This window comes from Streptomyces sp. Edi4, assembly GCF_040253615.1.
Lineage (GTDB): Bacteria > Actinomycetota > Actinomycetes > Streptomycetales > Streptomycetaceae > Streptomyces.
Genome location: NZ_JBEJGY010000004.1, coordinates 2,502,291 through 2,522,575, shown reverse-complemented (window position 1 = coordinate 2,522,575; position 20,285 = coordinate 2,502,291). Strand labels below are relative to the sequence as shown.

Here is a 20,285-nt window from a genome sequence, read left to right as displayed (position 1 = left end):
ACCCACACCCTCCGCACGCCGCACGCCACACACCCGCGAACCCACACCCTCCGCACATCACACCCCACGCCCCGCACACCACACCCCGCCGGTGGGAAGGACCCCCTCTCATGCGTATCGACCGCCTCGGGGCCCGGGAGCTCGGGGAGTTCTGGTCGCTGCTCGAGGACGTCGAGTTCCTGCCCGGTCCCCACACCGCGCTGCGCACGCCGTGGGGGGAACTGCGGCTTGAGCGTCCCGGTGCGCTGCTGGGTGAGGCGCTGCGCCGGATGCAGCTCGGACCGGTCTCGCTCGGCAACGTGGTGCCCGGCTTCCCCGGTTACGACGTGCCCGAGGAGGAATGGAGCGAGGCGTCCCGCGAACTGCTCGGCGCCCTCGAACCGCTCCAGCACGTCACCGTGCGCCACCTCGCGATCGGCGCGTCCCTGCTCCTGAGCGTGATCCCGCTCTCGCCCCGGGCCCGGTTCCGCCCGGCGCCCGCCGCGCCCGGGAGCCACCTGCGCGTGCCCAGCGGCGCGGTACTGCGCGGTCCGGGACGCGATCCCGTGCTCGCGTACGAGGGCGGTGAGCACCGCGTCGAACTGCACGGCCCCGACGCCCCGCTCCTGCTCCTCCACCTCCGAGCGGGCGGCGGCGATTTCCGGTCAGCGCGCGGTGTCGCGCTGCCGTGGAGCGTCGTCCGCGCCGCCCGCGCCTACACGGCCGCCGCCGGACTGCTCCGCGCGGTCGGCCCCCGGGGCGCCGACCCGCCGTGAGAACAGGCCGGGCACTAGGGATCCGGCCAACGGATTACCTATGATCCGGACCGGAGAGGTGCTTGCGGTGCTCGTGAGCGGGTGCCGCGAGCCATGGGGGACAGTTGACAGCGGAACGGCTCGGCCATCCGGAAGGAATATCCGCCGACATCGGCAGCGTCGTCCTTCCGCCGCGCAAGGCCATAGCCGTGACCGTGGTCGCGCTGCTCGGATTCTTCGTGACCGACGCCGTCTATCTCTGGGCCGAGAATCCGCCCTGGTGGCAGCGCGCCGCCGCCCTGGCCTGCTTCGTGGCGATCATGGGCCTGCAACTCATCCACTCCTTTCCGCACTTCCTGCCGGGCCTCCAACGCCACCGGTACGCGACCTGGGGCCTCCAGGCCGTCCTCGCCTACGCCCCCCTCCCCCTGTTCGGCTTCGCCTGGAGCGGGATGGCCGAATTCCTCACCGCCTCCTCGGTCCTGGTCCTCCCCGCCGTGCTCGGATGGCCGCTCTTCGGCGTCGGCGTGCTCACCTGCTGGGGCCTGTACAGCGGACGCGGCACCACCACCGTCGCGTACAACGTCATCGAAGGCGCCCTCATCCCCCTCGTCGTCATCGGGCTCTCCCGGATGTCCGACATGATCATCAAGCTGCACCGCTCGCGCGAGGAACTGTCGCGGCTCGCGGTGGCGGGGGAGCGGCTGCGTTTCGCGCGTGACGTGCACGATGTGCTCGGTCTCAGTCTGTCGGCGATCTCTCTCAAGTGTGAGCTGGCGTATCGGTTGCTCGGGGAGGCGCCGGCGAGGGCTGTTGAGGAGTTGGGCGAGGTGCTGTGTGCGTCGCGCGGGGCGCTGGCGGAGGTGCGTTCGGTCAGTCGTGGTTATCGGGAGATGTCGTTGTCGGGCGAGGCGGACGCGGCGGTCTCGATGCTGTCCGCCGCCGGCATCCGTACGACTGTGAGCATCGAGACCGGCGCTTTGCCGGCTGCCGTGGACACCGTCCTCGCGGCCGCCCTGCGCGAGGGCCTGACGAACCTGCTGCGCCACAGCAACGCCGAACGGTGCGAGATACGGGCCGAACTCCGCGCCGGATCAGCCCTGTTGACACTGGTCAACGACGGCGTCGGCCGCACCCGGCCCCCCAAGGACGCACCGGACGGCGGCCTCGCCGCCCTCGGCTGCCGGATCGGACAGCTCGGCGGCAGCCTCGGGCACGGCAGCCTCGGGCACGGCAGCGACGGCCGGGGCTGGTTCCGCCTCGAAGCGGCCGTACCCCTGCCCCACCGGCCACGGGAGGACCGGGACACGGATCCCGGGGCCGGGCCGCGCGCGGACGGCGCCGCCCGGCCGCCCGCACGCGCCCGGGGCCACCGCGACCTGGTGCCCCGGGCCGCCACGGCGATGACGCTCACCGTCCTGACCGGCTACTTCCTCGCGTACGCCGTGGTCGCCGCCTCCTACGATCCGCCGCCCGGCCACACGGCCGCCACCGGACTCTGCCTGAGCGCCACCTTCCTCCTCCAGCTCGCGATCTCCTTCCAGTGGCGCTCGGCCCAGCTGTCCCGCCACGGCCGCCCGTTGCGCCTGGCCACCCTCGCCGGACTGCTGCTGCTCCAGTGCCTGCCCTGGTTCTTCCTCGGCCCGGACTACCTCGGCATGCCGGGCTTCGTCGCGGGCTCGGCACTTCTCGTCCTGCCGCCCGCCGCCGCGTGGCCGGCCCTCGCGGCGATGACCGTCGCCGGTGGCGTCTCGGTCCAGCTGTCCGGGGGCTCGTTCCAGGACGTCACGTACGAATCGGCGTACACCGTCATCTGCGCGCTGGTGGTGTACGGGCTGTCCCGGATGGCCCAGCTGGCCTGTGACCTCCACCGGTCGCGGGCCGAGATCGCGCGGCTCGCGGTGACGACGGAGCGGTTGCGGTTCGCGCGTGACCTGCATGATCTGTTGGGTTTCGGTCTGTCGGCGATCACGTTGAAGTGTGAGCTGGTACGGCGTTTGGCGGTGAGCCGGCCTGACATGGCGCGGGAGGAGCTGAGGGAGGTGCTGTCCATAGCTCGGGGGGCGTTGGCGGATGTGCGGACGGTCGCTGAGGGGCGGCAGCGGTTGAGCCTGCGTGCGGAGGTGGAGAGCGCGGTCGCGGTGTTGGAGGGGGCGGGGATTCGGGCGTTGGTGGACATGGGTGGTGGGGAGTTGCTGGGGGATGTCGATGTGGAGACCGTTCTTGCCACGGTGGTGCGGGAGGGGTTGACGAATGTGTTGCGGCACAGCCGGGCCGCCCGCTGTGAGATACGAGTTCGGCGGACGGGGGCGGTTGGGGTGCGGCTCACCGTCGTCAATGACGGGGTGGGCGCGTGCGGGGTGGTGGGGCCGGGATCGGGGAGTGGCGGGGGCAGCGGGATCGCTAATCTGACGACGCGGGTGAGCGCGGTGAACGGCCGGCTCGTGGCGCGGGAGCGGGCGGACGGCTGGTTCGAGCTGACGGTGGAAGTCGACCTGCTCGACGCGGGGGCGTGAGGGGCCGGCGGCGTACGCGACCACCACCTTCGACCGCCCTCAACCACCCGATTTCTACGCGCCATTGACGACGACCGAGACAGCAAGCATGGGGGAGACCGAGACCTTGAGGACCGACACTGTCGGCCGCGCGGAGCCGGAGCCGAATCCGGAGCCGAATCCGGAGCCGAATCCGGAACCCGGGCCGAATCCGGAGCCGGAACCCGGGCCGGAGCCGGGACGTGACGGGTGGGACTCGCCGCCTCGGCGTACGGCGATCGCCCTCACGATTGTGGTGCTGGTCGGTTTCTTCGTCATTGACGGCGCGTGGGTCTGGTTCGAGCATCCGCCGCTGTGGGAGCTGTCGCTCGGCGCGCTCGGTTTCGGAGCGATCCTGGGGCTTCAGCTCGCCCACTCCTTTCCCGGCCTTGCGCCCTGGCCCGCCCGCTTCCGGTTCGCCACGTGGGGGCTCCAGGGCGTGCTGACCTATGCGCCGATTCTCGCGTTCGGGGTCGGCTGGGGCGGGATGGCCGCGTTCTTGACCGCTTCGGCGGTGCTGGTGTTCCCCGGGGTGGTGGGGTGGGCGCTGTTCTGCCTGGGTGCGCTGGCCGACAGCCTGGTCTTCTACCACTTCGGGACCGGCTGGGAGACCACCGTGTACGCGGTGATCGAGGCGGTGCTGATCCCGTTGACCGTGATCGGGCTCTCGCGGATGTCCGACATGATCGTGAAGCTGCACCGTTCGCGTGCGGAGCTGTCCCGGCTCGCGGTGGCGGGGGAGCGGCTGCGTTTCGCGCGTGATCTGCACGATGTGCTCGGTCTCGGTCTGTCGGCGATCTCACTGAGGTGTGAGCTGGCGTACCGGCTGCTCACGGAGGCGCCGGCGAAGGCCGATGAGGAGCTGGGTGAGGTGCTGCGCACCGCGCGCAAGGCGCTGGCGGATGTGCGCTCGGTCAGTCGTGGCTACCGCGAGATGTCCCTGTCCGCCGAGGCCCACGCGGCGGTCTCGATGCTCTCGGCGGCGGGAATTCGCACGTCGCTCGACGTGGCCGGGGAGGAGCTGCCGGGCGACGTGGACACCGTTCTCGCGACCGTCCTGCGGGAGGGCCTGACGAACATGTTGCGCCACAGCAAGGCCGAGCGGTGCGAGATACGGGTGCGACTGCGCGACGACGGGTCCGCCGTGTTGACCCTGGTCAACGATGGCGGCGGGCGGACGCGGAGTGCCAGGGGTGCCAGGGGCGGTGCTGGGGGTGGTTTGACCATGCTCGCTTCCCAGGTGGGTGAGCTCGGCGGCACACTCACCCATGGCACGGACGGCCAGGGTCGGTTCCGCCTCGAAGCCGTGGTTCCGGTGGCGGTGCGGGTGGCGGTGGCGGTGCCGGACCGCGCGTGGCCGGGACAGCCGGGTGCGGGGCGGCGGCCCGCGCCGGAGACGGGCGAACCCGGTCAACTTCCTGCTCCCACACGGGGGTTCAGGCACCCCGACATGCTGCCGCGTGCGGCCTCCGCCATCGCGTTCGCGGTTCTGGCGGGCTACTTCCTCGCGTACTCGGAAGTGGCCATGGCCTACCACCCCACCCTCGGCCACGGCGTCGCCACGGAGCTCTGCGTCGTCGCCATCTTCGTGCTGCAACTGGCGGTCTCCTTCCACTGGCGGTACGCCTGGCCGGTCAGCCGGCCATGGGTGACGCGCGGCGCCCTGGGCGCGCTGACGCTGCTCCAGTTCGCGCCGCTGGTGTTCCTCGGCCCGACCTGGCTGGGACTGCCGGGCTTCCTCGGGGGCACGGCGCTCCTGACGCTGCCGGCTGTCGCCGCCTGGCCCCTGCTCGCGGCCGTGACGACGGCGGGCGGCATCGAGCTGTACCGCATCGGCAACGGCGTGTGGGACCTGACGTACGAATCGGCGTACACCGTCATCTGCGCGCTGGTGGTGTACGGGCTGTCCCGGTTGGCGCGGTTGGCGCATGAGCTGCATCGCTCCCGCGCGGAGATCGCGCGGCTCGCGGTGACGACGGAGCGGTTGCGTTTCGCGCGTGACCTGCATGATTTGTTGGGTTTCGGTCTGTCGGCGGTCACGTTGAAGTGTGAGTTGGTGCGGCGTTTGGCGGTGAGCCGGCCTGAGGTGGCGCGGGGGGAGTTGGTGGAGGTGCTGGGGATCGTGCGGGGGGCGTTGGGGGATGTGCGGTCGGTGGCTGAGGGGCGGCAGCGGTTGAGTCTGCGTGCGGAGGTGGGGAGCGCGGTGGCGGTGTTGGAGGGGGCGGGGATTGGGGCGACGGTGGATACGGATGGTGGGGTGTTGCCGGGGGATGTGGAGACCGTTCTTGCGACGGTGGTGCGGGAGGGGTTGACGAATGTGTTGCGGCACAGTCGGGCGGGTCGCTGTGAGATACGGGTTCGGCGGACGGGGGCGGGTGGGGTGCGGCTCACCGTCGTCAATGACGGGGTGGACGGCTGTCCGTCGTCCGGTCTTGATTCCCGGGCCGGAGGCGGGGGAAGTGGGATCGGCAATCTCGCGGCGCGGGTGCGGGCGGTGAATGGGCGTCTGACGGCGGGGGCGCGGCCCGATGGCCGGTTCGAGCTGACGGCGGAGGTCGACCTGTCGGGTACGGCGGCCTGCGGGCTCGGCTCCGTAGGCGACGCCCCGATGCCCGTCGGCCGCCGATGACGGAAGTAGCGGACCTCAGCGGGCAGTTGAGGGTCGACGACACGGACGGTCGCAGGGGGAGTGGCGGTCGCAGTCGCCACCGCGGTCGTATGGGCGACGGGCTCGGGCATCTCGACGGGCGGGCGCTGTCACGGCGTACGGCGATCGGCATCACCGCCGGAGTGCTGCTCGGCTTCTTCGTCATCGACGGCAGTCACGTCTGGGCCGAGCACCCGCCTCCTTGGCACGCTGTGGGGGCCGTGCTCGGCTTCGTGGCCATCATGGGGCTTCAACTCCTCCATTCCTTCCCGGGGTTCGCCGGTCGGCCCGGTCGCCTGCGCTGGGCCACGTGGCTGCTGCTCGGGGTGCTTTCCTACGGGCCGATCGCCGTGTTCGGGGCCGCATGGGGCGGGATGACGGAGTTCTTCGCCGCCTCGGCGGTCCTCGTCTTCCCCTCGGTCCTCGGATGGCCACTCTTCGTGAGCGCCGTCGCGGGGGAATTCGCGCTCTTTCGCCAACTCGGCTTCGGGGCGGGGGACTTCACGTACGCGGGGATCGAGGCGGTGCTGATCCCGCTGGTCGTCATCGGGCTCTCGCGGATGCCCGACATGATCGACCAGCTGCACGCCACGCGCGAGGAACTGTCGCGCCTCGCGGTGGCGCGGGAGCGGCTGCGGTTCGCCCGTGATCTGCACGAGGTGCTGGGGCGCAGCCTCTCCGAGATCGCCCTCAGATGCGAACTGGCCCGCCGTCTCGTCGTGGACGCGCCCGCCGGGGCGGGTGAGGCGGTCGGTGCGATGCTGGTCATCGCGCGCAAGGCGCTCAGTGACGTGCGGACCGTCAGCCGTGGCTACCGGCGGATGTCCCTGACGGACGAGGTGGCTTCGGCGGTTCCGACGCTTTCGGCGGCGGGGATCGACACCACGGTCCGCCACGGTTGCGGCGATCTGCCGGACCCGGTGGACACCGTCCTGGCCGCCGTGCTCGGCGAGGGTCTGACGAACCTGCTGCGGCACAGCCGGGCCGAACGCTGCGTGATCACCACCGAGTGCGACGGTGTCGCGGCCGTCCTGGTTGTCGCCAACGACGGCGTCGGGCCGGGCGGGGTTGGGCCGGGCGCCCCGATGCCTGCGCGTGCCGTGGGCGGTGGCGTGCCGGACGGGGCCCACGACGGTGCCATGCCCGGCGGGGTCCACGTCGGCGCCCCACTGGGCGTGGCCCACGTCGTTGCCCCATCGGGCGGGGTCGACGACGGTGCCCCCGGCGGCGGGCTCGCCGTGCTGGACGGCCGGGTCCGCGAGCTCGGCGGCGCCCTGGCCCACGGGCTCGACGGCGAGGGCTGGTTCAGGCTGCGGGCCACCCTGCCGCTGCGGCAGGACGCGCCGCGACCGGGGCCCGACGCCCCGGGGTCCGGCGGTACGCGACCGGGGCTCGACGCCCCCGGGCCTGGCGGTATGCGGCCGGGGCCCTCCGCCCCGGGGTCCGGCGGTACGCGGCCGGAGCCCGACGCCCCCGGGCCTGGCGGTATGCGGCCGGGGCCCTCCGCCCCAGGGTCTGGCGGTACGCGACCGGGGCCCGACGGCAGGTCGCGCGGGGCGGGGCGGGTGGACGAGCGCGGGGTGCTGCCCCGTGCCGCACGCGCGATCACGCTTGTGGTGCTCGTCGGATACTTCCTGTCGTACTCGGCCGAGGGCTGGTCCTACGCGCCGTACGCCCACGGCCTGTTCGCCGTCGAACTCTGTCTGCTCGGCTGCCTCGCGCTCCAGCTCGCCGAGTCCTTCCACTGGTGCTCGCCCTGGGGAGCGCGCTGGAAGGGGCGCCTGCGGTACGGGGCGCTGGGCGCGCAGGCGGTGCTCCAGTTCGCGCCGTTCCTGGTGTTCGGCAGGGCGTGGGCGGGTACCCCGGGCTTCCTGGCCGGGTCGGCGCTGCTCGCCCTGCCCGCGGTGGCCGCCTGGCCGGTCCTCGCGCTGGTCACCGCCGCGAGCGGGGCCGCGCAGTACGCGCTGGGGGTCGCGACGCAGGACGTGATCTACGAGAGCGCGTACACACCGATCTGCGCGGTGGTCGTCTTCGGGCTGACCCGCATGGCGCGGCTGGCCGGCGCGCTGCACCGCTCGCGCGCCGAGGTCGCCCGGCTCGCGGTGACCACCGAGCGGCTGCGTTTCGCGCGTGATCTGCACGACCTGCTCGGCTTCAGCCTGTCGGCGATCACGCTCAAGTGCGAGCTGGTGCGTCGGATCGCGCGGGACCGGCCGGCGCGGGCACGCGAGGAGCTGACCGAAGTGCTGGCCATCGCCCGCGCGGCGCTGGCCGACGTCCCCGCCCTGGCGGACGGCGGCGGAAGGATGTCGCTGGCCGCCGAGGCCGAGCACGCCACGGCCCTGCTGTCCGGCGTCGGCATCCGCGCCACCGTCCGGCTGGAGTGCGGGGAGCTGCCCGACGACGTGGAGAGCGTCCTCGCCACCCTGGTGCGCGAGGGCCTGACCAACATGTTGCGGCACAGCACAGCGGCGTCCTGCGAGATCACCGCCGGGCGCACGGCGGGCGCGGTGTGGCTGAGCCTGGTCAACGACGGGGCGGGGGCGGCCGGGGGCGCGGGCCTGGGCTCGGGGTTCGCGGGTGGCAGTGGGATCGGGAACCTGATGGCGCGGGTCGAGTCGGTCAACGGCCGCCTCACGGCGGGGCCTCGGCCCGGCGGCCGGTTCGAACTCTGCGCGGAGGTCCGGCTGGCGGGGGTGTGAGGCGGCGGGTGGCGAGGCGGCGGGGCCTCAGCTCGCGTGCAGCCAGCCCGCGTCGCGCGCGATGCGGATCGCGTCGACGCGGTTGCGCGCGTTCAGTTTGCTGACGGCCGACGCCAGGTAGTTGCGTACGGTGCCGGACGACAGGTGCAGCCGGGACGCGATGTGCCCGGCCTCCAGGCCCTCGGAAGCGAGGTGCAGCACTTCGCGTTCGCGGTCGGTGAGCGGGGAGGGGCCCGAGTCGAGCGTGGCGAGGGCCAGTTGGGGGTCGATGACGCGCTCGCCCGCCGCCACCCGCCGGATCGCGGCGCACAGGCTGTCCGGGTCGGAGTCCTTGGGCAGGAAGCCGGAGACGTGGGCGGCCAGCGCGCGCCTGAGGTTCCCGGGCCGGCCGAGGCTGGTCAGAATGAGGGTGCGGCACTCCGGTACGGAGGTGTGCAGGGCGGCGGCGGCGGTGATGCCGTCGGTGCCGGGCAGGTCGATGTCGAGGACGGCGACGTCCGGCCGTATCGCCATCGCGGTCGGCACGATGTCCGTGCCCGACGCCAGCTCGGCGACGACCTCCAGATCGGGCTCGAGCTCGATGAGCGACACCAGTGCCCTGCGCAGCATGTGCATGTCTTCGGCAATCAGAACGCGCACCATGGTGCCCCCCGTTGTGCTGGATCATGGGTCGGTCCCAGCGATTATGCAGTAGGCCTCCGGCCCGGGTCGTAATCGGCGGTCCATGCCATGGCCCGGGCGGTCCCGGGCTGGCGGCGCCGGTCACGGCCCGCGGTGCCGGCAGCGACCCGGGCGGTTCCCACCACGGCCTGGCGGTTCCCACCATGGCCTGGGCGGTCCCGGCCGCGACCCGGGCGGTTCCCACCACGGCCTGGCGGTTCCCACCATGGCCTGGGCGGTCCCGGCCGCGACCCGGGCGGTTCCCACCACGGCCCGGCGGTCCCCACCATGGCCTGGGCGGTCCCGGCTACGGCCTGGGCGGTCCCGGCCATGACCCCGCCGAGGTTTCGGCCGTGACCCCGGCGGTGCCACCGCACCGGACCCCGGCTGTGCGCCCACCCGGCCAGGCACCGGGTGGGACTTCGCGGTCTTCACCTCGGTCGGCGCCCACGGGGCGGGGCTGGCCCGTCACGGCGGGAGGCGCCTGGCGCGGGGCCGTCCACGAGCGCGGGCCGGGCGACGCCTGCGGATCCGGCGGCCCCTGCCTCGGACGCCTTCCGCCCCGGACGCTGAGCAGTGCCCGTCCCGGACACCTGGGCGGTGTGCCGACCCCGGGCGCCTAGCGGGACCTCGCGGTCTCCACCCCGGTCGGTGCCCACGGGGCGGGGCTGGCCCGCCACCCGCGCGAGGCACCCGGCGCGGGGTCCGCCCAAGAGCGTGGGCCGGGGCCGGGCGACGCTCGCCCTGCGGCGCGGAGCCACGCACGGCACGGGACCGGCGGGCGCCGCACGCCCCCGTGGCACGCACGAGGGCCCCGTCGTCTCCTGGGGAAGGAGGCGACGGGGCCCTCGTGTCACTTCTGGTGGCACCGCGCCCGCGTGGCGAACGCGTCCGCGCGCGGCACTCAAGCTGCCGTACGGGAGCGGTAGAGAGGGTCCGCTGGGTCCCGTACAGGCGGTCGTTCAGATGAAGCGGTTGAGCCTTAGCCCTGGAGAGCGGCAACCTTGTGCGCCAGCGCCGACTTCTTGTTGGCGGCGGCGTTCTTGTGGATGACACCCTTGCTGACGGCCTTGTCGAGCTTCTTGGAGGCCTCGCGAGCGGCCACGGTGGCCTTCTCGAGGTCGCCGGCCGCAGCAGCCTCACGGGCCTTGCGGATCGCGGTCTTGAGCGAGGACTTGACGGCCTTGTTGCGCAGGCGCGCCTTCTCGTTCGTCTTGTTCCGCTTGATCTGGGACTTGATGTTCGCCACGAAAGAGCCTTTGCAGGTTCGATGATTCGATCTTCGGTCGTGTCCCGCCGCCGAAAGAGTGACGAGACACAGCTGTCCACGTTACCAGTCGCCCCCCGACCAGCCCAAACCGGGCGCAGGCCCGCAGGCGTGGGACGATAGGGGTTGCTACTTACGTATCGAACCGTCGTCGACCCGAGACGAGGCGCCGCGATCAGACCCGCGGGCCTCAAGAATCAGGACCCTGCGTGCCCGCGACTCCTCCCAACGTGCCCGAGCCGAGCCGTACCGACCCGGCGCTGATCCGCAACTTCTGCATCATCGCCCACATCGACCACGGCAAGTCGACCCTTGCCGACCGGATGCTCCAGCTGACCGGCGTGGTCGAGCAGCGGCAGATGCGCGCCCAGTACCTCGACCGCATGGACATCGAGCGCGAGCGCGGCATCACGATCAAGTCCCAGGCGGTCCGTCTGCCGTGGGCCCCCACCGAGGGCCCCGACCAGGGCCGGGCCCACATCCTGAACATGATCGACACCCCGGGCCACGTGGACTTCACGTACGAGGTGTCGCGTTCGCTCGCCGCCTGCGAGGGCACCGTCCTGCTCGTCGACGCCGCCCAGGGCATCGAGGCGCAGACCCTGGCCAACCTGTACCTGGCCATGGAGAACGACCTCACCATCGTTCCCGTCCTCAACAAGATCGACCTGCCGGCCGCCCAGCCGGAGAAGTTCTCCGAGGAGCTGGCCAACCTCATCGGCTGCCAGCCCGAGGACGTCCTGAAGGTCTCGGCGAAGACCGGTGTCGGCGTGGACGCGCTCCTGAACCGCGTGGTGCGTGACGTGCCGGCCCCGGTCGGTGTCGCCGACGCGCCCGCCCGCGCGATGATCTTCGACTCGGTGTACGACTCCTACCGGGGCGTCGTCACCTATGTCCGTGTCGTGGACGGCCAGCTCAACAAGCGCGAGCGCATCCGCATGATGTCGACCGGCGCCACCCACGAGCTCCTTGAGATCGGCGTCTCCTCCCCCGAGATGACCCCGGCCGACGGCATCGGCGTCGGCGAGGTGGGCTACATCATCACCGGCGTGAAGGACGTGCGTCAGTCCAAGGTCGGTGACACCATCACCAGCCTGCACAACGGCGCGACCGAGGCCCTGGGCGGCTACAAGGACCCCAAGCCGATGGTCTTCTCGGGTCTGTATCCGCTGGACGGCTCGGACTACCCCGACCTGCGCGAGGCCCTGGACAAGCTCCAGCTCAACGACGCCGCCCTGGTGTACGAGCCGGAGACCTCCGCGGCCCTCGGCTTCGGCTTCCGCGTCGGCTTCCTCGGCCTGCTGCACCTGGACGTGATCCGCGAGCGCCTGGAGCGCGAGTTCAACCTCGACCTCATCGCGACCGCGCCCAACGTGGTCTACCGCGTCGTCCTGGAGGACGGCAAGGAGGTCACCGTCACCAATCCGAGCGAGTTCCCCGAGGGCAAGATCTCGGACGTGTACGAGCCGGTCGTGCGGGCCACCATCCTGGCGCCCAGCGAGTTCATCGGCTCGATCATGGAGCTGTGCCAGACCCGGCGCGGCACCCTGCTCGGCATGGACTACCTCTCCGAGGACCGCGTCGAGATCCGCTACACGCTGCCGCTCGCGGAGATCGTCTTCGACTTCTTCGACCAGCTGAAGTCCAAGACGCGCGGGTACGCCTCCCTGGACTACGAGCCCACCGGCGAGCAGGCCGCGAGCCTGGTCAAGGTCGACATCCTGCTGCACGGCGACAAGGTGGACGCCTTCTCGGCGGTCTGCCACAAGGACGCGGCGTACGCCTACGGGGTGCGCCTGGTCGCCAAGCTGCGCGAGCTCATCCCGCGCCAGGCCTTCGAGGTGCCCGTACAGGCCGCGATCGGCTCCCGGGTCATCGCCCGCGAGACGATCCGCGCCATCCGCAAGGACGTCCTCGCCAAGTGCTACGGCGGCGACATCTCCCGCAAGCGCAAGCTCCTCGAAAAGCAGAAGGAGGGCAAGAAGCGGATGAAGATGGTGGGCTCGGTCGAGGTCCCCCAGGAAGCCTTCATCGCGGTGCTCTCCAGCGACGAGTCGGGCGCCAAGAAGAAGTAGTACGCCCGCGATCACCGGCTCTTCGCACCATCACCACAACGGCCCCCCGTGCTCCGGCACGGGGGTCCGTTCGTTATGAAACCACTCTTGGTTGCCCCTTACGTGGCGGGCGGCGGCGCTCTACTCTGATCACGCCCGATGGTTACTCACCAGTTAAACAAGCGTCGGACAGCCAGAGGACCCAGAGCACTCGGACTCAGCACACGCAGCCCAGAGCACTCGGACAACCAGCCAGTCGCGCAGCCTTGCCGCAGGCCAGCCCGGAGGACGTCGTGAGCGACACCCAGACCTTGATCGAGAACCGGCCGCCGTCCGTGGCGACCCTCTTCGTCCAGCGCGTGGACGCGACACCGGACGCGGAGGCCTACCGCTATCCGGTCCCGGGCACGGGCCAGAGCCCCGACGAGTGGAAGTCGCTCAGCTGGGCCCAGGCCGCCGAGCGGGTCCACGCGATCGCCGCAGGCCTGATCACCCTCGGGATCGGGGCCGAGGAGCGGGTCGCGCTCGCCTCCTCCACCCGCGTCGAGTGGATCCTGGCCGACCTCGGCGTGATGTGCGCGGGCGCCGCCACGACCACGATCTACCCCTCCACCAACGCCGAGGAGTCGGCGTTCATCCTGGCCGACTCCGAGAGCCGGGTCCTGATCGCCGAGGACGCCGCCCAGCTGGCCAAGGCCCGCGAGCGGCGCGAGGCGCTGGTGGACCTGCGGCACGTCGTGGTCATCGACCCGGCGGGCGCCGAGCCCGCCGAGGGCGACCCCGAGGGCTGGGTGCTCACCCTCGCCGAGCTCGAGGCGCGCGGCGCCGCCCACCTGGAGAAGAACCCCGGCGCGGTCAAGGAGCGCATCGCGGCCATCACCGCGGACCAGCTCGCCACCCTCATCTACACCTCCGGCACCACCGGCCGCCCCAAGGGTGTGCGACTGCCGCACGACAACTGGTCGTACATGGCCAAGGCCATCGCCGCGACCGGCCTCATCACCGGCGAGGACGTGCAGTACCTGTGGCTGCCGCTCGCCCACGTCTTCGGCAAGGTGCTCACCTCCGGGCAGATCGAGGTCGGCCATGTGACGGCAGTCGACGGCCGCATCGACAAGATCATCGACAATCTGCCAGTCGTCCAGCCGACCTACATGGCCGCCGTCCCGCGCATCTTCGAGAAGGTGTACAACGGGATCGCGGGCAAGGCCCGTGAGGGCGGTGGCGCCAAGTACAAGATCTTCCAGTGGGCGGCCGGGGTGGCCCGCGAGTACGCCAAGGTCAGCCAGGACAACTACCGCCGCACCGGCCGGCCCGGCGCGCCCTTCGCGCTGTCGGCCAGGCACAGGGTCGCCGACGCGCTGGTCTACAGCAAGATCCGCGAGGCGTTCGGCGGGCGGCTGCGGGCCTGCGTCTCCGGCTCGGCGGCGCTCGCGCCCGAGATCGGCTTCTTCTTCGCCGGCGCCGGCATCCACATCCTGGAGGGCTACGGCCTGACCGAGACCTCGGCCGCCTCCTTCGTCAACCCGGGCGAGGCCTACCGCACCGGCACCGTCGGCAAGCCGTTCCCCGGCACCGAGGTACGCATCGCGGACGACGGCGAGATCCTGCTGCGCGGCCCCGGCGTCATGGAGGGCTACCACCGGCTGCCCGAGAAGACCCTCGAAGTCCTGGAGTCCGACGGCTGGTTCCACACCGGTGACATCGGCGAGCTGTCCGCCGACGGCTATCTGCGGATCACCGACCGCAAGAAGGACCTCATCAAAACCTCCGGCGGCAAGTACATCGCCCCCGCCGAGGTCGAGGGCCAGTTCAAGGCGGTCTGCCCCTTCGTCTCCAACATCCTGGTCCACGGCGCCGACCGGAACTTCTGCACCGCGCTGATCTCGCTCGACGAGCCGACCATCCTCGGCTGGGCCAAGGAGCAGGGCATCGACGGCTCGTACGCGCAGGTGGTGGCGGCGCCGCAGACGGTGGAGCTGGTCGAGGGCTACATCAAGCGCCTCAACGAGGGGTTGCAGCGCTGGCAGACGATCAAGAAGTTCCGGCTGCTGCCGCGCGACCTCGACATCGAGCACGGCGAGCTCACCCCCAGTCTCAAGCTGAAGCGGCCGGTGGTGGAGCGCGAGTACCGCGCCCTGATCGACGAGATGTACGCGGGCTCGCGCGAGGCCTGAGCGGGGCCGCCGGCGCGGTGGAGGGGGGCGGGGCTCCCGTGGGCCCCGGCCGCTCGCGCGGTGGCGGACAATGGGGGCATGCCTTCCGTACTGCCCGATGGTGAGCCCATGCCCGAGGACGGGTCCCTGCCCCGCCATGCCCTGGAGGGCGCCGGGGAGCGGCCGCTCGGGTTCTACCTGCACGTGCCGTACTGCGCGACGCGCTGCGGCTACTGCGACTTCAACACGTACACGGCGAGCGAACTGGTCGGCAAGGGCGGCGTCCTGGCCTCCCGGGACAACTACGCGGACATGGTCGTGGAGGAGATCCGCCTCGCCCGCAAGGTGCTCGGCGGGGACCCGCGCCCGGTGCGGACCGTGTTCGTCGGCGGCGGCACCCCGACCCTGCTCGCGGCGTCCGACCTGGTGCGCATGCTGGCGGCGGTACGCGAGGAATTCGGCCTCGCCGACGACGCGGAGGTGACGACCGAGGCGAACCCGGAGTCCGTGAACCCCGCCTACCTGGCCGAGCTGCGCGCGGGCGGCTTCAACCGGGTCTCCTTCGGCATGCAGAGCGCCCGCCGGCACGTCCTGAAGGTCCTCGACCGTACGCATACGCCGGGCCGGCCGGAGGCGTGCGTCGCCGAGGCGCGCGCGGCGGGCTTCGACCACGTCAACCTGGACCTGATCTACGGCACGCCCGGCGAGAGCGACGAGGACTGGCGGGCCTCGCTGACGGCGGCGGTGGGCGCGGGCCCCGACCACATCAGCGCGTACGCCCTCATCGTCGAGGAGGGTACGCAGCTGGCCCGCCGCATCCGGCGCGGCGAGGTCCCGATGACGGACGACGACGAGCACGCGGACCGGTATCTGATCGCCGACGAGGTGCTGGGAGCGGCGGGCTACTCCTGGTACGAGGTCTCCAACTGGGCCACCACCGAGGCGGGACGCTGCCTGCACAACGAGCTGTACTGGCGCGGGGCGGACTGGTGGGGGGCCGGACCCGGCGCGCACAGCCACGTGGGCGGGGTGCGGTGGTGGAACGTGAAGCATCCGGGCGCGTATGCCGCCGCGCTGGCCCAGGGCCGCTCTCCCGGTGCGGGCCGGGAACTGCTGTCCTTGGAGGACCGCAGGGTGGAGCGCATCCTCCTGGAGCTCCGCCTGCGCGAGGGCTGCCCCCTCGATCTGCTGCGGCCCGCGGGGCTCGCGGCGGCGCGGGGCGCGGTCGCGGGCGGGCTGCTGTCGGGGCCGGAGTTCGCGGAGGGGCGGGCGGCCTTGACCCTGCGAGGCCGACTGCTCGCGGACGCGGTAATCCGGGACCTGGTCGACTGACCCACCCGTCCCGCTTTCGGGTGCGGGCCGTGCGTGACTGATCGCGCAGTTCCCCGCACCCCTGAGCATCCGTTCCTGGCCCGCATGGGCGTACCCAGCCCGTCATGGGGCCCCCTGGCCCTTGAGACCTTGGGGGAGCTTGAGGACGAGCGCCCTTCAGGCGCGAACGGGGTCTGGGGCGGAGCCCCAGGGTCTTTCTCCCCCGGCGGGTTTGGGGAAGGGGCGGGGAGGGGCCAGAAACCGGGCCCCGGGCGGAGCTACGGGACCGTGACGAAGTCGATCAGGTGCTCCACGGAGCCGAGCAGCGACGGATCCAGGTCGCGATAGGACCGCACCCCCGAAAGGATCCGCTGCCACGCCGCCCCCGTGTTCTCGGGCCACCCCAGCGCCCGGCACACCCCCGTCTTCCAGTCCTGCCCCCGCGGCACCACCGGCCACGCCGCGATCCCGACGGACGACGGCTTCACGGCCTCCCACACGTCGATGTAGGGGTGCCCGACCACCAGCACGTCCGGATGCGTCACGGACGCGGCGATACGGGACTCCTTGGAACCCGGGACCAGGTGGTCGACCAGGACGCCCAGCCGCGCGTCCGGCCCGGGCGCGAACTCCGCGACGATGGCGGGAAGATCGTCGATGCCTTCCAGGTACTCCACGACGACGCCCTCGACGCGCAGGTCGTCCCCCCACACCTTCTCCACGAGCTCCGCGTCGTGCCGCCCCTCGACGTAGATCCGGCCCGCCCGCGCGACCCGCGCCCGCGCCCCGGGCACGGCCACCGAACCGGACGCGGTGCGCGCGGGGCGCACGGGCGCGGGCGCGACCGCCGAGGGGCGTACGAGGGTGACGACCCGGCCCTCCAGGAGGAAGCCGCGCGGCTCCATGGGGAAGACCCGGTGCTTGCCGAAGCGGTCCTCCAGGGTGACGGTCGGTCCCTGCGCCGTCTTCTCGCAGCGGATCACCGCCCCGCAGAACCCCGTGGAAACCTCCTCGACGACGAGGTCGGCCTCGGCAGGAACCTCAGGAACAGGTGCCTGCTTCTTCTTCCACGGCGGAGTGAGATCGGGGCTGTAGCTGCGCATGCGTCAGACGATACGGGCGGCCGGCGCTACGACACGCCGAATCTGACGGCGAGTTGGTCACGCTGGGCGCGGACGAAGGACGCGTCCACCACCGCCCCGTGCCCGGGCACGTACAGCGCTGCCGGGCCGCCGAGCGACAGCACCCGGTCCAGGGCGGCCGGCCAGCGCGGGGTGACCGCGTCCGGGCCCGCCTGCGGCTCGCCCGACTCCTCCACGAGGTCGCCGCACAGGACGATCTCCGGCGACCCGCCGCTCGCGGGGACGAGCACCACCAGGTCGTGCCCGCTGTGCCCGGGCCCGACGTTGGCGAGCAGCACCTGGCGCCCGCCCAGGTCGAGCGTCCACTCGCCGGACACCGCGTGATGGGGCAGCACCAGCAGGTCGGCCGCCTCGGCCGCGTCCCGCTCGGGCACGCCCTGGGCCACTGAGTCGTAGCGCATCTGCTCAGAGGTCATGACCCGCTCGATGCCGACAGCCCCGTACACCTGGGCGCCGGAGAAGGCCGCGGTGCCGAGAACGTGGTCGAAATGGGGGTGGCTGAGCGCGATGTGGGTCACACGGCGGCCGAACAGGGCCTGCGCCTGCGCCCGCAGTTCGGCGCCCTCACGCAGCGTCGCGCCCGTGTCGTACAGGAGCAGCGCGTCCTCGCCCGCGACCAGCGCGGCGGTCGCGTCCCAGCCCGGCAGGCGTCTGCGCCCCACTCCATCACCCAGGCGCTCCCAACCGAACTCTTCCCAACTTATGTCCATGAGGCGACGCTATCCGCGATCCGGGAGCGACGCCGCGAGGTAGCGTGGTCGGCCGCCCTTGCTAGGGGCGTACCGGTCGGCCGTACACTGACCGGGGGATTGCTGGCACTCGAACGCAGTGAGTGCCAAACGGACGGCTACTGGAGCTACTGGAGGTGTGCGCGATGCTCAGTGAACGCAGGCTCGAGGTGCTGCGCGCCATCGTCCAGGACTATGTCGGCACCGAGGAGCCGGTCGGGTCGAAGGCCCTGACCGAGCGGCACGCGCTGGGCGTCTCACCGGCGACCGTGCGCAACGACATGGCGGTCCTGGAGGAGGAGGGCTTCATCGCCCAGCCCCACACCAGCGCCGGCCGCATCCCGACCGACAAGGGCTACCGGCTCTTCGTCGACCGGCTCGCGGGCGTCAAGCCCCTGTCGTCGCCTGAGCGCCGCGCGATCCAGAACTTCCTGGACAGCGCGGTGGACCTGGACGACGTCGTGGCCCGTACGGTGCGGCTGCTCGCGCAGCTGACCCGGCAGGTGGCGGTCGTGCAGTACCCGTCGCTGACCCGCTCGACGGTGCGGCATGTGGAACTGCTCTCACTCGCCGCGGCCCGGCTCATGCTGGTGCTGATCACGGACACCGGCCGGGTCGAGCAGCGTATGGTCGACTGCCCGGCGCCGTTCGGCGAGGCCGCGCTCGCGGATCTGCGGGCCCGGCTCAACGCACGGGTGGTGGGACGCCGCTTCGCGGACGTGCCGCAGCTCGTGCAGGACCTGCCGGAGTCCTTTGAACCGGAGGACCGGGGAACCGTCTCGACGGTCCTCGCCACCCTCCTCGAAACCCTGGTCGAAGAGACCGAGGAGCGGCTGATGATCGGCGGCACCGCCAATCTGACCCGCTTCGGACACGACTTCCCGCTGACCATCAGGCCGGTGCTGGAAGCACTCGAGGAGCAGGTCGTGCTCCTCAAGCTGCTCGGCGAGGCCAAGGAATCGGGCATGACCGTACGCATCGGGCACGAGAACAACGCCCATGAAGGACTGAACTCCACGTCCGTCGTGTCGGTCGGCTACGGTTCCGGCGGCGAGGCGGTCGCCAAACTCGGCGTGGTCGGACCGACCCGCATGGATTACCCCGGAACGATGGGAGCGGTACGCGCAGTGGCACGTTACGTCGGACAGATCCTGGCGGAGTCGTAAGTGGCCACGGACTACTACGCCGTACTCGGCGTGCGCCGCGACGCATCACAGGACGAGATCAAGAAGGCGTTCCGGCGCCTCGCACGCGAACTCCACCCGGATGTGAATCCGGACCCGAAGACGCAGGAGCGCTTCAAGGAGATCAACGCCGCGTACGAGGTCCTGTCGGACCCGCAGAAGAAGCAGGTCTACGACCTTGGCGGGGACCCGCTGTCGTCGTCGGGCGGCGGTGGCGGGGCCGGCGGCTTCGGCGCGGGCGGCTTCGGCAACTTCTCGGACATCATGGACGCCTTCTTCGGCACGGCATCCCAGCGCGGCCCGCGCTCGCGGACCCGCCGGGGCCAGGACGCCATGATCCGCCTGGAGATCGACCTCAACGAGGCGGCCTTCGGCACCACCAAGGAGATCCAGGTCGACACCGCCGTGGTGTGCACGACCTGCTCGGGCGAGGGCGCCGCCCCCGGCACCTCCGCGCAGACCTGTGACATGTGCCGCGGCCGCGGCGAGGTGTCCCAGGTCACCCGGTCCTTCCTCGGCCAGGTCATGACCTCGCGGCCCTGCCCGCAGTGCCAGGGCTTCGGCACCGTGGTGCCCACCCCGTGCCCGGAGTGCGCCGGCGACGGCCGCATCCGCTCGCGGCGCACCCTGACCGTGAAGATCCCGGCCGGTGTCGACAACGGCACCCGCATCCAGCTCGCGGGCGAGGGCGAGGTCGGCCCCGGCGGCGGCCCCGCAGGCGACCTGTATGTGGAGATCCACGAGCTGGCGCACGACGTGTTCCAGCGGCGCGGCGACGACCTGCACTGCACGGTCACCATCCCCATGACGGCGGCGGCGCTCGGCACGAAGGTGCCGCTCCAGACGCTGGACGGCATGGAGGAGGTGGACATCCGCCCGGGCAGCCAGTCCGGCCAGTCCATCCCGCTGCACGCCCGCGGCATCACGCATCTGCGCGGCGGCGGGCGCGGTGACCTCATCGTGCACGTGGAGGTCCTGACCCCGAGCAAGCTGGACCCGCAGCAGGAGGACCTGCTGCGTCAGCTGGCCGAGCTGCGCGGCGAGGAGCGCCCCACGGGCCAGTTCCAGCCGGGCCAGCAGGGCCTGTTCTCCCGCCTGAAGGACGCGTTCAACGGCCGGTAGGCCGTACGGGAAGGGGGCCGGGGTCACCACCCCGGCCCCCTTTT

General features: G+C 71.9%; 13 protein-coding genes. 9 read left to right on the top strand and 4 right to left on the bottom strand.

What is annotated here, in order from left to right; genetic code table 11:
• The first annotated feature begins 110 nt into the window (after positions 1 to 110).
• The 4 genes from ABR738_RS13460 to ABR738_RS13445 all read left to right on the top strand — a co-directional run bounded on the left by ABR738_RS13460 (position 111) and on the right by ABR738_RS13445 (position 8,617).
• Positions 111 to 755 carry a hypothetical protein gene (locus ABR738_RS13460; protein WP_350230213.1) on the top strand — a complete coding sequence of 215 codons (645 nt, stop codon included), beginning with the start codon at positions 111 to 113 and terminating at the stop codon, positions 753 to 755.
• A 104-nt stretch (positions 756 to 859) separates the two neighbouring features.
• Positions 860 to 3,250: a sensor histidine kinase gene (locus tag ABR738_RS13455; RefSeq protein ID WP_350230212.1), complete on the top strand. Its 2,391-nt coding sequence runs from the start codon at positions 860 to 862 to the stop codon at positions 3,248 to 3,250.
• 271 nt (positions 3,251 to 3,521) lie between these two features.
• Positions 3,522 to 5,897 carry a sensor histidine kinase gene (locus tag ABR738_RS13450; protein ID WP_350230211.1) on the top strand — a complete coding sequence of 792 codons (2,376 nt, stop codon included), beginning with the start codon at positions 3,522 to 3,524 and terminating at the stop codon, positions 5,895 to 5,897.
• Positions 5,898 to 5,986: 89 nt separating this feature from the next.
• Entirely contained in the window at positions 5,987 to 8,617 is a 2,631-nt protein-coding gene (locus ABR738_RS13445; protein WP_350230210.1) for a sensor histidine kinase, read from the top strand.
• Between the two features lie 27 nt (positions 8,618 to 8,644).
• Here ABR738_RS13445 and ABR738_RS13440 read toward each other — a convergent pair whose 3' ends face one another.
• Both ABR738_RS13440 and rpsT read right to left on the bottom strand, forming a co-directional pair.
• The gene (locus ABR738_RS13440; protein WP_350230209.1) at positions 8,645 to 9,259 is read right to left on the bottom strand and encodes a response regulator transcription factor; all 615 of its coding nucleotides are present in this window, start codon (positions 9,257 to 9,259) and stop codon (positions 8,645 to 8,647) included.
• Between the two features lie 1,000 nt (positions 9,260 to 10,259).
• Entirely contained in the window at positions 10,260 to 10,526 is a 267-nt protein-coding gene (rpsT, locus tag ABR738_RS13435) for a 30S ribosomal protein S20 (RefSeq protein WP_350230208.1), read from the bottom strand.
• A gap of 227 nt (positions 10,527 to 10,753) precedes the next feature.
• Between rpsT and lepA the strand changes: the two genes are divergently transcribed.
• The 3 genes from lepA (at position 10,754) to hemW (ending at position 16,086) form a co-directional block, all read left to right on the top strand.
• Positions 10,754 to 12,619 (top strand): translation elongation factor 4, encoded by a 1,866-nt coding sequence (gene lepA, locus ABR738_RS13430; RefSeq protein WP_350230207.1) that lies wholly within the window; start codon positions 10,754 to 10,756, stop codon positions 12,617 to 12,619.
• A gap of 272 nt (positions 12,620 to 12,891) precedes the next feature.
• Positions 12,892 to 14,775: an AMP-dependent synthetase/ligase gene (locus ABR738_RS13425; RefSeq protein ID WP_350230206.1), complete on the top strand. Its 1,884-nt coding sequence runs from the start codon at positions 12,892 to 12,894 to the stop codon at positions 14,773 to 14,775.
• A gap of 78 nt (positions 14,776 to 14,853) precedes the next feature.
• Positions 14,854 to 16,086, top strand: a complete 1,233-nt coding sequence (gene hemW, locus ABR738_RS13420) for a radical SAM family heme chaperone HemW (RefSeq protein WP_350230205.1) — start codon at positions 14,854 to 14,856, stop codon at positions 16,084 to 16,086.
• 257 nt (positions 16,087 to 16,343) lie between these two features.
• Here hemW and ABR738_RS13415 read toward each other — a convergent pair whose 3' ends face one another.
• Positions 16,344 to 17,168 (bottom strand): DUF3097 domain-containing protein, encoded by an 825-nt coding sequence (locus ABR738_RS13415; RefSeq protein WP_350230204.1) that lies wholly within the window; start codon positions 17,166 to 17,168, stop codon positions 16,344 to 16,346.
• Positions 17,169 to 17,194: 26 nt separating this feature from the next.
• The gene (locus tag ABR738_RS13410; RefSeq protein ID WP_350230203.1) at positions 17,195 to 17,917 is read right to left on the bottom strand and encodes an MBL fold metallo-hydrolase; all 723 of its coding nucleotides are present in this window, start codon (positions 17,915 to 17,917) and stop codon (positions 17,195 to 17,197) included.
• Positions 17,918 to 18,081: 164 nt separating this feature from the next.
• Between ABR738_RS13410 and hrcA the strand changes: the two genes are divergently transcribed.
• Positions 18,082 to 19,101, top strand: coding sequence for a heat-inducible transcriptional repressor HrcA (gene hrcA, locus ABR738_RS13405; RefSeq protein WP_100578282.1), 1,020 nt, complete (start codon positions 18,082 to 18,084; stop codon positions 19,099 to 19,101).
• A complete protein-coding gene (gene dnaJ / locus ABR738_RS13400; protein ID WP_350230202.1) occupies positions 19,102 to 20,241 on the top strand; it encodes a molecular chaperone DnaJ in 1,140 nt (379 codons plus the stop codon).
• The last annotated feature ends 44 nt before the right edge of the window (positions 20,242 to 20,285 follow it).